Origin of the sequence: Variovorax dokdonensis (genome assembly GCF_030316895.1) — a bacterium.
GTDB lineage: Bacteria > Pseudomonadota > Gammaproteobacteria > Burkholderiales > Burkholderiaceae_C > Variovorax > Variovorax dokdonensis.
Map to the genome: position 1 here is coordinate 941,949 of NZ_JASZYV010000001.1, position 14,767 is coordinate 956,715.

At 65.7% G+C, this 14,767-nt stretch carries 15 protein-coding genes; 8 read left to right on the forward strand and 7 right to left on the reverse strand.

The genetic code is table 11. The annotated features are described in order from the left end of the window. Positions 1–70: 70 nt before the first annotated feature. Complete coding sequence (locus tag QTH91_RS04415) at positions 71–703, forward strand: response regulator (protein WP_286658806.1); 633 nt, start codon at positions 71–73, stop codon at positions 701–703. An 80-nt stretch (positions 704–783) separates the two neighbouring features. On the opposite strand, the gene QTH91_RS04420 is transcribed toward QTH91_RS04415, so the two are convergent. From QTH91_RS04420 to gpmA, 4 genes are all read right to left on the reverse strand, one after another. Continuing rightward, positions 784–1,191, reverse strand: a complete 408-nt coding sequence (locus QTH91_RS04420; RefSeq protein WP_286659612.1) for a response regulator — start codon at positions 1,189–1,191, stop codon at positions 784–786. A 137-nt stretch (positions 1,192–1,328) separates the two neighbouring features. Beyond that, on the reverse strand, positions 1,329–2,108 hold the full coding sequence (locus QTH91_RS04425; protein WP_286658807.1) for a HesA/MoeB/ThiF family protein: 780 nt from the start codon (positions 2,106–2,108) through the stop codon (positions 1,329–1,331). Positions 2,109–2,115: 7 nt separating this feature from the next. Continuing rightward, on the reverse strand, positions 2,116–3,552 hold the full coding sequence (locus QTH91_RS04430; RefSeq protein WP_286658808.1) for a S41 family peptidase: 1,437 nt from the start codon (positions 3,550–3,552) through the stop codon (positions 2,116–2,118). Positions 3,553–3,634: 82 nt separating this feature from the next. Then, entirely contained in the window at positions 3,635–4,381 is a 747-nt protein-coding gene (gpmA, locus tag QTH91_RS04435) for a 2,3-diphosphoglycerate-dependent phosphoglycerate mutase (protein WP_286658809.1), read from the reverse strand. 209 nt (positions 4,382–4,590) lie between these two features. Here gpmA and QTH91_RS04440 point away from each other — a divergent pair, with 209 nt between their 5' ends. The 4 genes from QTH91_RS04440 to QTH91_RS04455 all read left to right on the forward strand — a co-directional run bounded on the left by QTH91_RS04440 (position 4,591) and on the right by QTH91_RS04455 (position 6,994). Then, complete coding sequence (locus QTH91_RS04440; RefSeq protein WP_286659613.1) at positions 4,591–4,941, forward strand: rhodanese-like domain-containing protein; 351 nt, start codon at positions 4,591–4,593, stop codon at positions 4,939–4,941. Between the two features lie 90 nt (positions 4,942–5,031). Next, positions 5,032–5,298: a glutaredoxin 3 gene (grxC, locus tag QTH91_RS04445; protein WP_286658810.1), complete on the forward strand. Its 267-nt coding sequence runs from the start codon at positions 5,032–5,034 to the stop codon at positions 5,296–5,298. A gap of 175 nt (positions 5,299–5,473) precedes the next feature. Further along, entirely contained in the window at positions 5,474–5,932 is a 459-nt protein-coding gene (gene secB / locus QTH91_RS04450; protein WP_286658811.1) for a protein-export chaperone SecB, read from the forward strand. 33 nt (positions 5,933–5,965) lie between these two features. After that, positions 5,966–6,994 carry an NAD(P)H-dependent glycerol-3-phosphate dehydrogenase gene (locus QTH91_RS04455; protein WP_286658812.1) on the forward strand — a complete coding sequence of 343 codons (1,029 nt, stop codon included), beginning with the start codon at positions 5,966–5,968 and terminating at the stop codon, positions 6,992–6,994. Between the two features lie 3 nt (positions 6,995–6,997). Here QTH91_RS04455 and QTH91_RS04460 read toward each other — a convergent pair whose 3' ends face one another. The 3 genes from QTH91_RS04460 to metG are packed head-to-tail and all read right to left on the reverse strand — an operon-like array spanning position 6,998 to position 10,227. Then, entirely contained in the window at positions 6,998–7,840 is an 843-nt protein-coding gene (locus QTH91_RS04460) for a segregation and condensation protein A (RefSeq protein ID WP_286658813.1), read from the reverse strand. A 23-nt stretch (positions 7,841–7,863) separates the two neighbouring features. After that, positions 7,864–8,070 carry a DUF3460 family protein gene (locus QTH91_RS04465; RefSeq protein ID WP_286658814.1) on the reverse strand — a complete coding sequence of 69 codons (207 nt, stop codon included), beginning with the start codon at positions 8,068–8,070 and terminating at the stop codon, positions 7,864–7,866. A 51-nt stretch (positions 8,071–8,121) separates the two neighbouring features. Further along, complete coding sequence (metG, locus tag QTH91_RS04470) at positions 8,122–10,227, reverse strand: methionine--tRNA ligase (RefSeq protein ID WP_286658815.1); 2,106 nt, start codon at positions 10,225–10,227, stop codon at positions 8,122–8,124. Positions 10,228–10,377: 150 nt separating this feature from the next. Between metG and QTH91_RS04475 the strand changes: the two genes are divergently transcribed. The 3 genes from QTH91_RS04475 (at position 10,378) to QTH91_RS04485 (ending at position 14,759) form a co-directional block, all read left to right on the forward strand. Continuing rightward, the gene (locus tag QTH91_RS04475) at positions 10,378–10,845 is read left to right on the forward strand and encodes a GNAT family N-acetyltransferase (protein WP_286658816.1); all 468 of its coding nucleotides are present in this window, start codon (positions 10,378–10,380) and stop codon (positions 10,843–10,845) included. A gap of 177 nt (positions 10,846–11,022) precedes the next feature. After that, positions 11,023–12,114 (forward strand): iron-sulfur cluster carrier protein ApbC, encoded by a 1,092-nt coding sequence (gene apbC / locus QTH91_RS04480; protein WP_286658817.1) that lies wholly within the window; start codon positions 11,023–11,025, stop codon positions 12,112–12,114. A 110-nt stretch (positions 12,115–12,224) separates the two neighbouring features. Beyond that, a complete protein-coding gene (locus QTH91_RS04485; protein ID WP_286658818.1) occupies positions 12,225–14,759 on the forward strand; it encodes an ABC transporter permease in 2,535 nt (844 codons plus the stop codon). The last annotated feature ends 8 nt before the right edge of the window (positions 14,760–14,767 follow it).

A 14,767-nucleotide genomic window follows, 5' to 3' on the forward strand; every position in this document is an offset into this window, starting at 1 on the left:
ATTGTCATGGACCTCTAAAGGTCAAGAATCCCCGCGCCCAGAGCGCGAAAACACAGGAAGAAGCCAAAGAATGATCAGAATCGGAATTGTGGACGACCATGCGATCGTGCGCTCTGGCTTGCGCCAGTTTCTTTCCGAACACGTGGATCTGAGAGTGGTCGGGGAGGCTGCCAGCGGCCGCGAAGCCATCGATCTGGTGCGCAATACGGAGATGGACGTCCTCTTGATGGATCTGTCCATGCCGGGGCAAAGCGGCATCGACGCCTTGGCGATGATCCGTGCGAAGGCCCCCGACGTGGGCATCCTGATCCTGAGCGCATATCCCGAAGAGCACTATGCGCTCAACCTCATCCGTCAGGGGGCCAGCGGCTACCTGAACAAGGAATGCGACCCGATGGAGATCGTCAACGCGATCCGCACCATCGCCCTGGGCCGACGCCACATCACACCGGCAGTCGCCGACCTGCTGGCTCGACAGCTTGACCGGAACGCCGAAGGCCCGCCGCACGAGCAATTGTCCGAACGCGAGTTCCAGGTCTTCCTGAAGCTGGCCAAGGGCGAGACCGCAGGCGACATCGCCAAGGAACTGTCGTTGTCGGTCAAGACGGTCAGCACGTACCGTACGCGATTGATGGAAAAGATGAACCTCTCTTCCAACAGCGACCTGACCTACTACGCGTTGAAGAACAAGCTGATCGATTGATTTGCTCGAGGGCAGCGCGCCACGCCTGGCGCGGCTGCCGCATCTGCGGGCGCTCGCGGCAGGCGCTTGCATGTTCCTCATCAGGCCGGCCCGCTGGCCTGCGCGTCGTTGGTGCCCGACAACTGGGCGCAATAGTCGACGAGCGCGTCGATCTCATTGGATTTGTCGAACACCGCGTCTGCACCCAGTTGTGCGCATCTCTGGCGGATATCGGGCGTAGCGTAATTGGTCAACACGATGACCTTCTGGCGGCGTTGGCGCTGAGCGCAGCCTTGCAAGACCCCCAAGCCACTGCCTTGCTTCAGAAAAAGGTCGACGATCGCCAAGTCCCATTCGGGCGCGTTGGCCGAGAGCCAGGCTCGTGCGGAGGCCTCGCCGTCTGCATGCCCGATGGCATTGACGCGCGTGAGTTCCTCCAGAGTTCCTATCAGGTTCTCGCGGATCGTGGCGTTGTCTTCGACGATGTAAGTCCTGAGTACGTGTGGCATGTCGAAAGACGACTCCCGGGTGGACATCGCGTTGTGAGATTCGATGAGCGATGGCACTTTCGGATCGTAGCGAGAGCCCCGGGTGCAGTGTGCAAGTAGGTGGGGCGTCGCGCTGTAGGACGACTCCGACGGCTTGCTTATTCGCGTCGTTCAGCGTCGCTTGCGGCTGCCCTGTGGGCGCAAACAGGGCAATGTAGGTCGCGCCGCACGCGCATCTCGTCGAAGCGGCCGGTGCGACCATCGAACATCAGAAGGCGGCCTGCCAAGGATTCCCCCATGCCCGCCAACAGCTTGAGCGCCTCTGCCGCTTGCAGCGTACCGATGGCGCCGACCACCGGTGCGAACACGCCGAGCACGGCACACAAGGTCTCTTCGAATTGCGCGTCGGGCGGGAAGACGCAGGCGTAGCAGGGCGCGTCGTCGCGACGCGTGTCATACACCGACAGCTGGCCGTCGAAGCGGATGGCCGCACCAGCCACCAGGGGCTTGGCATGCGCCACGCACGCGCGATTGACGGCCTGACGGGTGGCAAAGTTGTCGGAGCAATCCAGCACCACGTCCGCCTTCGGAACCCATTGGTCGAGCAGCGCCGCATCGGCGCGGCCCACCAACGTCCGCACCTCGATCCCGGGGTTGAGCGCGAGCATCGCTTGCGCCGCCGATTCGACCTTGGGTAGGCCAACGCGATCGGACGTGTGTGCGATCTGTCGCTGCAGGTTGGTCAGGTCGACATCGTCGTCATCGACCAGCGTGATCTGGCCGACGCCAGCGCCGGCCAGATAGAGGACGGCCGGCGAGCCCAGTCCACCCGCACCGATGACCAGGGCATGCGCCGCGCTGACGCGTGCCTGGCCGTCGATGCCGAACTCTTCCAGCAGGATGTGCCGCGAATAGCGCAGCAGCTGCTCGTCGTCCATCGAGCGCTTAGTTTTCTTTCTTCTCTTCCTTGCGCTCGACCTGCGTCTTGCTCACCAGCACAGGTTGGCCCTTGAGCTGAGCCAATGCCTGCTGCAACGGGAAGTCCTTGCCCGAGCCGTATTCGGGCGTCTTGTTGGTCGAGCCTGGGTTGAGTGCTTCGGCCTCGAGCTGCTTGCGGGCTTCCTCACGCAGCTTGTCGAGCTCGGGGTCTTTCTTCTCCGGGCCCTGACCGCTGGACAGGTGCTTGTCCAGGTCGGCTTCCCGCATGCGCAGCACGGCGAAGGGGCTGCCTTCCGCGGTGTCGTCGATCATGACGTTCGGAACGATGCCGCGCGCCTGGATCGAAGTGCCGCTGGGGGTGTAGTAGCGGGCCGTGGTGATTTTCAGGCCCGTGTCCGGGCCGAGCGGACGCACCGTCTGCACCGAGCCCTTGCCGAAGGTCTGGCTGCCCATCACGGTGGCGCGCTTGTGATCCTGCAGCGCGCCCGCGACGATCTCGCTGGCCGAGGCCGAGCCCTCGTTCACCAGCACCACCAACGGCACCGACTTGAGTGCGGCTGGCAGGCTGCGAAGCGGGTCGGAACCACCGCGGCGCTGGTAGAACTCGGGCGCCGCCTTGTAGACCGCCTTGCTTTCGGCCAACTGGCCGTCGGTGGTCACCACGGTGGAGTTCTCGGGCAGGAATGCCGCCGAGACCGCCACGGCTGCATCGAGCAGGCCACCCGGGTCGTTGCGCAGATCGAGCACCAGGCCCTTGAGGTTGGGCTCGGCCTTGTAGATCTCGTCGACCTTCTTGACGAAATCGTCCACCGTGCGTTCCTGGAACTGTGAAAGACGGATCCAGGCGTAGCCAGGCTCGACCACCTTGCCGCGGACCGACTGGGTGCGGATTTCCTCGCGGGTGATGGTGACCGGGAAGGTGCGGTTCTCGTCCTTGCGGAAGATGGTCAGGCGCACCTTGGTGTTGGCGTCGCCACGCATGCGCTTGACGGCCTCGTTCAGCGTCAGCCCGCGCACGGCCGTGTCGTCGATCTTGGTGATCAGGTCGTTGGGCTTGAGCCCTGCGCGGAAGGCAGGGGAGCCCTCGATGGGCGAGACCACCTTGACCAGCCCGTCTTCCTGGGTGATCTCGATGCCCACGCCGACGAACCTTCCGGAGGTGCCTTCGCGGAATTCCTTGAACGACTTCTTGTCGAAGTACTGCGAATGCGGATCGAGCCCGGACACCATGCCCGAGATGGCGTCCGAGATGAGCTTGCTCTCATCGACCGGCTCGACATAGTCGCTCTTGATCATGCCGAAGACGGCGGCGAGCTGTTGAAGTTCTTCGAGAGGCAGGGGCGCCAGGGAGCCTCGGGCCACGGTTTGAAGAGAGACGGTGGTCAGGACACCGGCCACTGCGCCCGCAGCGACCCAGCCCGTGATCTTGAGTTTGTGGCCCATTGAGAAGTCCAGTTGGCGTTTCGAAGCAATATACACAGCTTGGAACGCGGCGCGTGGCCACAGTTCCAAGCCTTAGCGCGACTCAGGCTTTTTTGCCTTGGCTCGCCACAGCCGCCGCGGCCGCCGCGACCGCTTCGGCATCGCCCAGATAGTAGTGGCGCAGGGGTTTGAGATCGTCATCCAGCTCGTAGACCAGCGGAATGCCGTTCGGGATGTTGACGCCCACGATGTCGCTGTCGGAGATGTTGTCGAGATACTTCACCAGGGCGCGGATCGAGTTGCCGTGTGCAGCCACGACCAGGCGGCGGCCGGCACGGATGGCCGGGGCCATCGATTCGTTCCAGAAGGGCATCACGCGGGCGACCGTGTCCTTGAGGCACTCGGTCAGCGGCACCTGCTCGGGAGAGAGTTTCGCGTAGCGCGGGTCGCTGCGCTCGCAGCGAGGGTCGCTGGGTTCCAGGGCCGGCGGCGGAGTGGTGTAGCTGCGGCGCCAGACGAGCACCTGTTCCTCGCCGTATTCCTTGGCCATTTCGGCCTTGTTGAGGCCCTGCAGGCCGCCGTAGTGGCGCTCGTTCAGGCGCCACGAGTGCACCACTGGCAGCCAGGTGCGATCGAGTTCATCGAGGACGTGCCAGAGGGTGCGCGTGGCGCGCTTGAGCACACTGGTGTAAGCCACGTCGAAGTCGTAGCCCTCTGCCTTGAGCAGCCGCCCGGCCTGCTTGGCCTGTTCTACACCGGTGGGCGTCAGGTCGACGTCGGTCCAGCCGGTAAAGCGGTTTTCGAGGTTCCAGGTTGATTCGCCGTGGCGGATCAGAACCAGTTTGTACATGTTCAGCCCTATTCGTTGGAGATGGGATTTCGTCAGGGGAAAAGGCGTGCGCGCTGCGCAGCCGATGGTGTGACGAAGCGGGCCTGATGCCCTGCAAAGCCCACCATTCTAAAATCCGGGTTTCCCATTCGAGGATTCTCGTGAAATTCTTCTTCGACTTCGTCATCGCCAACTGGGTGCTTTTCCTGATCGTGCTCAGCTCCGGGGCGATGCTTTTCTGGCCCATGCTGCAAGGGGCCAACCGTGGCGCACTCACGGCCGAGGGCGCCGTTCAGCTCATCAATCGGCAACGCGCCGTGGTGGTGGACATTCGCGAACCCGAAGAATTCGCCACTGGCCACGTGACCGGCGCGCGCAACGTTCCACTCAACCAGCTTGAAGCCAAGCTCGCCGGCACCGTGAAGAACAAGTCTCTGCCGCTGCTGATCGTCTGCGCCAGTGGCGCGCGCGCCAATCGGGCGGTCGCCACTGCCCGCAAGCTGGGCTACGAGCAAGCCCAGGCGCTCGCCGGCGGCCTCAAGGCCTGGAAAGATGCCAACCTGCCATTGACCAAGGCCTGAAAAGCCTGACGTGGGCATCGGTAAGGCCGAACGCCCACACTAGGCTTTTTTGACTTGAAACGAGCGGTTCGCGCCGTCAACTGAACGACCATGCAGCACGTCAAGATGTACACCACCGCGGTTTGCCCTTTTTGCATCCGCGCAAAGCAGATCCTGAAGTCCAAGGGTGTCGAGCAGATCGAGGAAATCCGCATCGACACCGATCCGGCCGCCCGCGCCGTGATGATGGAAACCACCCAGCGCCGCACCGTGCCGCAGATCTTCATCGGCGACACGCACGTGGGCGGCTGCGACGATCTCGTCGCACTCGATGGCAGAGGCGGCCTGGTCCCGCTGTTGGCCGGCACTGCCGCCTGAGTTCGCCGGGCGATAATCGTCCTTTCGCGCATCGGGGCAGACTCGGCCGGCGTGCTCGCCAAGGCGGGCAGCCCGTCGCTCAAGCCTTGCTGCACAAGGATCGGCAATCCGGGTCTCCAGTGCGAGCCTTTGCCGTCCGTTCAAACACGCCCTCATTGCCTAGAAAAGAGAAACCATGGCCGACAACCAAGATCCCGTCTTCCAGATTCAGCGCGTCTACCTCAAGGACCTGTCGCTGGAACAGCCCAATTCGCCGGCCATCCTGCTCGAGCAGACCGCCCCCACCGTGGACATCCAGCTGGGTGTGGACGCACAACCGGTCAATGACGGCATCTTCGAGGTGAGCGTCTCGGCCACCGTGCAGACCAAGATCGGCGACAAGACCGTGTTCCTGGTCGAAGCCAAGCAGGCCGGCATCTTCGAGATTCGCAACCTGCCGGAAGACCAGATGGGCCCGATCCTTGGCATCGCCTGCCCGCAGATCGTCTATCCCTATCTGCGCGGCAACGTGGCCGATACCGTCCAGCGCGCAGGCTTCCCGCCGGTGCATCTGGCCGAGATCAACTTCCAGGCGATGTTCGAGCAGCAGCAAGCCCAGGCGGCTGGCCAAGCCGCTCCTGCAGTGACGCAGTAAACGCAAGCGGCTGGGCATCCTCGCGGTTCGCGAATGAAGGTCTGCGTCCTTGGGGCCGGTGCCTGGGGCACCGCCTTGGCCGTCAACGCTGCCGCGAATCCGGCTGTGCATGCCGTGACGCTGTGGGCCCGCGACGCGGCCCAGGCAGATGCAATGTCCGCCGCGCGAGAAAACACCCGCTATCTGCCGGGTTTCGCGCTGCCTCCTGCGGTGCACTTGAGCGCCGCCGACCCCCGCGAGGCCGCCTCTGACGCAGACCTGATCATCGTGGCAACGCCCATGGCTGCGCTGCGCGAACAGCTCACGCGGCTGCGCGACGTGCGTGTGCCGCTGGCGTGGCTGTGCAAGGGGGTCGAGACCAGTGCCAGCTCGGCACCGGGTCTCCTCGCCCACGAGATTCAGGCCCAGGTGGCGCCGCAGTTGCTGGCTGGCGTGCTGTCGGGTCCCAGCTTTGCACAGGAAGTGGCCAAGGGACAGCCCACTGCACTGGTGGCCGCCAGCGCGCATGCCGCCGTTCGCGATGCGCTGGTGTCGGCCTTTCACGGGCCGAGCCTGCGGGTCTATGCCAACGATGACCTGGTCGGCGTCGAGGTGGGCGGCGCCGTGAAGAACGTGCTGGCCATCGCCACCGGGCTGGCCGACGGCTTGGCGCTGGGCCTCAACGCCCGAGCTGCACTGATCACGCGTGGTCTGGCGGAAATGACGCGCCTGGGCATCGCGCTAGGGGCCAGGGCCGAAACCTTCATGGGCCTGTCGGGGCTGGGCGATCTGGTGCTCACTGCTACCGGCGACTTGTCGCGCAACCGCAAGGTGGGACTTTTGCTCGCGCAGGGCATGAGCCTTTCACAGGCGGTCGCTTCGCTCGGCCATGTGGCAGAAGGCGTCTATTGCGCCCGCACCGTGGTCCAGCGCGCCCAGGGCTTGGGTATTGAGATGCCCATCAGCGCCGGCGTGGTGGCGCTGCTCGACGGCACCAGCCGCCCGGACGAGGTGGTTGCCACCCTGATGCGCCGCGATCCGACGCAGGAGTCTCCCGAGAGCGGGCTGAACCAAGCAGGGTGAGATTCAGGCCGGCGAATAGGCCAGCCGCACGTAGATCGGTGCGTAGGCCTCGGCCTGCGTGATCTCGACCAGGTTTTCCTTGGCCAGCTCGAGCATGGCGATGAAGGTGACGACCATCACCGCCGATCCGCGCTTCACATCGAACAGGTGCTCGAACTCCACGAAACGGCGGCCCTGCAAGGTTCGCAGCACGATGCCCATGTGTTCGCGAACGCTCAGTTCCTCGCGCGAGATCTTGTGGTGCTGCACCAGTCGCGCACGCTTCATGATGTCGGCCCAGGCTTCGCGCAGGTCGACGACGTTCACGTCCGGGAAGCGCGGTTTGACCGACTGCTCGATGTAGACCTGCGCGCGCCAGAAGTCGCGACCGAACTGCGGAAGGGCGCTGAGCGAGGCGGCCTGCAGCTTGGTCTGCTCGTACTCCATCAGGCGGCGAACCAACTCGGCGCGCGGGTCTTCAGCTTCTTCGCCGTCGGCCGTCTTCTTGGGCGGCAGCAGCATGCGCGATTTGATCTCGATCAGCATCGCGGCCATGAGCAGGTATTCGGCGGCCAGTTCCAGATGGGTCTGGCGGATCTCGTCGACGTACGCCAGGTACTGGCGCGTCAGCGGCGCCATGGGAATGTCGAGGATGTTGAAGTTCTGCTTGCGAATCAGGTAGAGCAGCAGATCGAGGGGGCCTTCGAAGGCCTCCAGAAAGACGCGCAGCGCCTCGGGCGGGATGTACAGGTCGTTGGGCAGGGCGAATAGCGGCTCGCCGTAGAGCCGCGCCAGGGCGACTTGGTCGACCACCTCAGGCATCTGGGTGACGACCGAGGCGTCGTCTTCGTCCTGCGGATGAGGCATCTGGGCGCCGTGCGTGCGCCTGTCTACTTCGCTTGCGTCTGGTAGACGTAGGCCTGCTGGGACACACGAGCCTGCTTGAACTCTTCCTGGGACTCGGGGTCGAGGTGCTTGTCCCACAGCAGGGCGCGGCCCGCGCGTTGCTCGGCTTCGAGCGTGGGCTTTTGCTTGCGCATCTGCTCGATGAAATCGGTGATCTCGGAGTTGTAGTGGGGGCGACGGAAGATGTTCATGGTTGGGGCAAGCCTTGTTCTGAGGTGGATTTTACCGGCGGGGCCGTGGGGTCAGCGCACCCGCATGCCCGGGGTCGCGCCCGGCCACGGCTCCAGCACGTGGATGCCGGGGTTGGCCTTCTCGTCGGCGTGGCTGGCCGCCAGCACCATCCCTTCGGACACGCCGAACTTCATCTTGCGAGGCGCCAGGTTGGCCACCATCACGGTGAGCTTGCCCACCAACTGCTCCGGCTTGTAGGCCGAAGCGATGCCGCTGAAGACATTGCGCGTCTTGCCTTCGCCCACGTCGAGCGTCAGGCGCAAGAGCTTGGTCGAGCCTTCCACGCTCTCGCACGCGACGATCTTGGCGATGCGCAGGTCGATCTTGGCGAAGTCGTCGATGGTGATGGTGTCGGCCAAGGCCTCGCCGCCGGGCAGGTTCGACGGCTCCGCTGCGGCCGGCGCTTCGGGCGGCGGTTCCAGCAATTGGTCGAGGAGCTTGGGGTCGACCCGTTGCATCAGGTGCTGGTAGGTGGCAATGCCATGGCCGGCGCCCAGCAGTTGCTGCGCGTCCTTCCAGGCCAGCGGCGGGCAGGCCAGGAAAGCTTCGACCTGACTGGCCAGCGCGGGAAGCACCGGCGACAGGTAGATCGCCAGCAGGCGGAAGGCCTCGATGCAGGTGGTGCAAACGTCCTGCAGGCGGGCGTCCTGACCTTCCTTCTTGGCCAGCTCCCATGGCTTGTTGGCGTCGACGTACTCGTTGACCTTGTCGGCCAGGGCCATCGTGTCGCGCAGTGCGCGAGCGAAGTCGCGGCCGTCGTACAGCTCGCCGATGGCCGCCGCTTGCGACTGCAGTGCGGCCAGAAGCGCCGCGCCGTCTTCGCTGGGCGATCCCAGCTTGCCGCCGAAGCGCTTGGCGATGAAGCCGGCAGCGCGGCTGGCGATGTTGATGAACTTGCCCACCAGGTCGCTGTTGACGCGGGCCACGAAGTCCTCGGGGTTGAAGTCGATGTCTTCGTTGCGGCCGTTGAGCTTGGCGGCCAGGTAGTAGCGCAGGTGCTCGGGATTGAGGCCCAGGCTGAGGTACTTGAGCGGATCGATGCCCGTGCCGCGGCTCTTGCTCATCTTCTCGTTGTTGACCGTCAGGTGGCCGTGCACGTAGATGGCGTCGGGCGCCTTGCGGCCCGAGAAGTGCAGCATGGCGGGCCAGAACAGCGTGTGGAAGGTGATGATGTCCTTGCCGATGAAGTGCACCTGCTCCAGATCGGGCTGGGCCATGTACTGCTCGTAGGTCATGGCCACCGGGTTGGGCGTGTCCTCGTCGACATCGGTCTCGATGCGCGCCTTGTCCAGCAGGTTCTTGAGCGAGGCCAGGTAGCCGACGGGCGCGTCCAGCCAGACGTAGAAGTACTTGCCGGGTGCGTCGGGGATCTCGATGCCGAAGTAGGGCGCGTCCCGGCTGATGTCCCAGTCGCCCAAGCCGCCGGTGCCGTCTTCCTTCTTCACCAGCCATTCGCGGATCTTGTTCTGCACCTCCGGCTGCACGTGGCCCGGCGCGGTCGTCCATTCCTTGAGGAAGGCCTCGCAGCGCGGGTCGCTGAGCTTGAAGAAGAAGTGGTCCGAGCTGCGCAGCTCGGGCTTGGCGCCGGAGAGCGCGGAGTAGGGGTTGATCAGCTCGGTGGGGGCATAGACCGCGCCGCACACCTCGCAGTTGTCGCCGTACTGGTCCTTGGCATGGCAGCGCGGGCATTCGCCCTTGATGAAGCGATCGGCCAGGAACATTCCCTTTTCGGGGTCGTAGAACTGCTCGACGCTGCGGGTCTCGATCAGGCCCGCGTTCTTCAGGTCGACGTAGATGGCTTGGGCGAGTTCGTGGTTTTCCGGCGCGTCGGTGCTGTGCCAGTTGTCGAAGGCGATGTGGAAGCCGTCGAGATAGGGCTTGCGGCCGGCGGCGATGTTCGCCACGAACTGCTGGGGCGTGACGCCCGCCTTGTCGGCTGCGATGGTGATGGCCGCGCCGTGCGCGTCGTCGGCGCAGACGAAATTCACCGCGGCGCCGTTCATTCGCTGAAAGCGCACCCAGATGTCGGCCTGGATGTATTCCATGATGTGGCCGATGTGGAAGTTGCCGTTGGCGTAGGGCAGGGCCGTGGTGACGAACAGTTTGCGCTGGGACATCGCGATGGCGCTTTTCTCGGGTGCTGGTGGGTCGGAGGGGGCGGCGGCCCGCGAAAAGGACACAGGCCGCACGGGCCGGTCTGCGCCGGCCAAGGGACAGGCATTTTAAGTGCGCGAGGGCTATAGTCGCTTTCAACCCTGGGGAACGGCGTGATCACCGACCACGAAATCACCCTGGCCACGCTGGAGGATGCGCAGGCCATTGCCGAGCTGTCTCGCGACGCGATCGAGTACGGCTTGCCCTGGCGCTGGACGCCGCAGCGCGTGTCCGTGGCCATCCGCGATCGCAGCACCAACGTGCTGGTGGCGCGCCGCGCCGCGGCGGCACTCCATGGCTTTGCCGTGATGCAGTACGGCGACGAGACGGCGCATCTGTCTTTGCTGGCGGTTCGCGAATCCGCTCGCCGTCACGGGGTCGCGTCGGCGCTGCTGGAGTGGCTGGAAGCCTCGGCCCGGGTGGCCGGCATCCAGACCTTGCGGCTGGAAGTCCGAGCCTCCAACCTGGGCGCCATGGCCTTCTATGCCCGGATGGGCTTTGTCGAATCCGGCATCCGCACCGGCTACTACGAAGGTCTGGAAGACGCCTTCCGGATGTCCAAGCGCCTGGCGACCGGCTGAGCGGCGCAACTGGGCACGCGGCCCGACCCTGCCGCCGGTGCGCGTTCGGGTAGACGCCCGCTCTGCATTGGCGATGGTTCTGGCATCCTTGCGAATGTTTGCGCGGATCCCGCTGCGCCAAGCACTCATCCGAAAAGTACGGCCATCGGCCGCCAGAGCCCCCACTTCCAACCCAACATGACAGTCACTCCCGAAGCGCTGACCGAGGCCCTCAAGAGCGCCGCAGACCCCAACACCGGCAAGGATTTCGTGAGCACCCGCGCTCTGAAGAACCTGCATGTCGACGGCGGCGAAGTCTCATTCGACATCGAACTGGGCTACCCGGCCAAGAGCCAGATTCCTGCGCTGCGCACGGCGCTGGTGGCGGCTGCGCGCAAGGTGCCTGGTGTGCAGAACGTGTCGGTCAACATCGCCACCAAGGTGGTGTCGCATGCGGTGCAACGTGGCGTGCAGCTCATGCCCAACGTCAAGAACATCATCGCCGTGGCGTCGGGCAAGGGTGGTGTCGGAAAGAGCACCACCGCGGCCAACCTGGCCCTGGCGCTGGCCGCCGAGGGCGCCAGCGTCGGCCTGCTGGATGCCGACATCTATGGCCCCAGTCAGCCGGTCATGCTGGGCATTTCGCGTCGTCCCGAAAGCGAAGACGGCAAGACCATGGAGCCGCTGGAAAACCACGGCGTGCAGGTGATGTCCATCGGCTTCCTGATCGATCCGGACGAGGCCATGATCTGGCGCGGCCCCATGGCCACGCAGGCGCTCGAGCAACTGCTGCGCCAGACCAACTGGAAAGACCTGGACTACCTGATCGTCGACATGCCGCCCGGCACCGGCGACATCCAGCTCACGCTGAGCCAGCGTGTGCCGATGACGGGCGCCGTGATCGTCACCACGCCGCAGGACATCGCCCTGCTCGACGCGCGCAAGGGCATCCGGATGTTCGAGAAGGTGGGGGTGCCCATTCTCGGCATCGTCGAGAACATGGCGGTACACGTCTGCTCGAACTGCGGGCATGCCGAGCACATCTTCGGCGCCGACGGCGGCAAGAAGATGGCCGAGCAGTACAACACACCCTACCTGGGCGCGCTGCCGCTGGATATGAAGATCCGCCTGGCGGCGGACAGCGGCACACCCACGGTGGCCGCGACGCCCGACAGCGAGGTGGCCGCGATCTACAAGGACGTGGCGCGCCGCGTGGCCGTGGGCATCGCCGAGACGGCCAAGGACTTCTCGGCCAAGTTCCCCACCATCACGATCAGCAAGGGCACCTGAAGCGGGCAGACGCCCCAGCCGTCGCGCGGCGCAGGAAGCACTGAGGCCACAGCCACGCGGCGACGGGGTTATTGGCGGGCGGCTGGCCGGATTGGGCTATGGTCCGCGCCATGCAACAAAGTACCGAATCGGCTTCGGCCTGGCGCCTGGGCTGGCGCACCCTGTGGCGCGACCTGCGCGCCGGTGAACTGCGGCTGCTCATGGTGGCCGTGCTGCTGGCCGTCGCGGCATTGACGGCGGTCGGCTTCTTCGCCGATCGACTCCAGGGTGGGCTGCAGCGCGATGCCCGCCAACTGCTGGGGGGCGACGCTGTCCTGGCCACGGACAACCCCACGCCGTCCGCTTTTGTCGAACGCGCGAAGGCGTTGGGTCTGCAGACCACGCTCAACTACAACTTCCCCACCATGGCGCGTGCCAGCGATGCGCAGGGCGGGGCGACGAGGCTGGTGGCGCTCAAGGCGGTGCAACCGGGCTACCCGTTGCGCGGCGTTCTGCAGACGGCCGCGCAGACCGGCGAACGCGGTCAGCCCACGCAGGACGTACCGGCCCGCGGCGAAGCCTGGGTCGATGCCGCGTTGCTGGAGGCCCTGTCTCTCAAGCCCGGCGACCCGGTGCTGCTGGGCGACAGCCAGTTGCGCATTGGTCGCGTGCTGGTGCTCGAGCCGGACCGCGGCGCTGGCTTCATGAGCTTCGCGCCCAGGGTGATGATCAACGACGCAGACGTTCCGGCCACCGGCCTCGTCCAGCCCGCAAGCCGTGTGCGCTATCGCTTTGCCGTGGCGGGCGAGCCTCGTGCGGTGCGCAGCTTTACCGCCTGGGTCGACGAGCAGATCAAGAAGGGCGAACTGCGAGGCGCCCGGCTCGAATCACTGGAAAGCGGACGTCCCGAAATGCGCCAGACGCTGGACCGCGCAGAGAAGTTCCTGAACCTCGTGGCGCTGCTGGCTGCACTGCTGTCCGCAGTTGCCGTGGCCCTGGCCGCACGTGGCTTCGCGGCCAACCACCTGGACGACTGCGCCATGCTGCGTGTGCTGGGCCTGCCCCAGCGCACCATCGCCGGCGCCTATGCGGTGGAATTCGCATTGATCGGCGTGGTGGCCAGCGCGATCGGCGTGGCGCTGGGCTTCGTGGTGCACTACGTGTTCGTGCTGCTGCTGGCCGGCTTGGTGGAAAGCAGCCTTCCCGCGCCCACCGCATGGCCGGTGGCGTTCGGCATGGGCATGGGCCTGACGCTGCTGGGCGCTTTCGGATTGCCGCCGGTGCTTCAACTGGCCCAGGTGCCTCCGCTGCGCGTCATCCGGCGCGACGTGGGCGGGCTCAAGCCCGCATCGTTGCTCGTGCTGGGCGTCGGTGTGGCGGGCTTTGCCGCGCTGCTGCTGGCGGCCAGCAGCGATGTGAAGCTGGGCCTGATCGCCGTGGGCGGCTTCGCGGCGGCGGTGGCCGTGTTCGCCCTGCTCGGCTGGCTGGCGGTGCGGCTGCTTCGCGCCAGCGTGCGCGAGACCACCGCGCCGCGCTGGCTGGTGCTGGCCACCCGGCAGATCTCGGCGCGGCCGGTGTACGCCGTGGTGCAGATCAGTGCACTGGCGGTGGGCCTGCTCGCGCTCATCCTCCTGGTGCTGCTGCGCACCGACCTGGTCTCGAGCTGGCGCCGCGCCACGCCGCCGGACGCACCCAACCGCTTCGTCATCAACGTCATGCCCGACCAGAGCCAGGCCTTCCGTCAGAAGCTGGAAACAGCAGGCGTTGCGCGCTACGACTGGTATCCGATGTTCCGTGGTCGCCTGGTCGCCATCAACGACAAGCCGGTGTCGCCCGACGATTACACCGACGACCGGGCTCAGCGCCTGGTCGATCGCGAGTTCAACCTCAGCAACAGCCGGGAGGCGCCGTCGTACAACATGGTCGTCGCCGGCCGCTGGACGCCGGACGCGCCCGGAGAAGCCAGCGTGGAAGAGGGCTTGGCCGAGACGCTCGGCATGAAGCTGGGAGACCGCCTGCGCTTCGACATTGGCGGCGTGACGAGCGACGTGCGCGTCACCTCGCTGCGCAAGGTCGATTGGGGCTCGATGCACGCCAACTTCTTCGTCATGTACACCGTGGCCGAAGTGCCGGATGTGCCGATCACCTACATGGGCGCCTACCGCGCGCCGAGCGTGCCGGGATTCGACAACGATCTGGTGCGCAGCTTTCCCAACATCACCAGCGTGGACATGAGTGCGACCATCTCGCAGGTGCAGCGTGTGCTGGATCAGGTGATTCGAGCGGTCGAGTTCCTGTTCGGCTTCACCCTCGCGGCGGGCCTGGTGGTGCTGTTTGCGGCGGTGAGCGCCACGCGCGAGGAGCGGGCGCGGGAGTTCGCCATCATGCGGGCGGTCGGCGCTCAGGCACGCCTGCTGCGCCAGGTGCAGCGTGCCGAATTGGCGGGTGTCGGACTGCTCGCAGGCTTGCTGGCCAGCCTGGTCGCTTCGGTGATCGGCTGGGCGCTTGCACGCTTCGTGTTCGAGTTCACCTGGACCAGTTCGCCCTGGGTGCCGCTGGTGGGCGCGGTGGCCGGTGCATTGCTGGCGCTGGGCGCCGGCTGGTGGAGCTTGCGCGAGGTGCTGCGCAGGCCGGTGGTGGCGACGCTGCGCCAGGCGACGGAATAAGGCGCGGG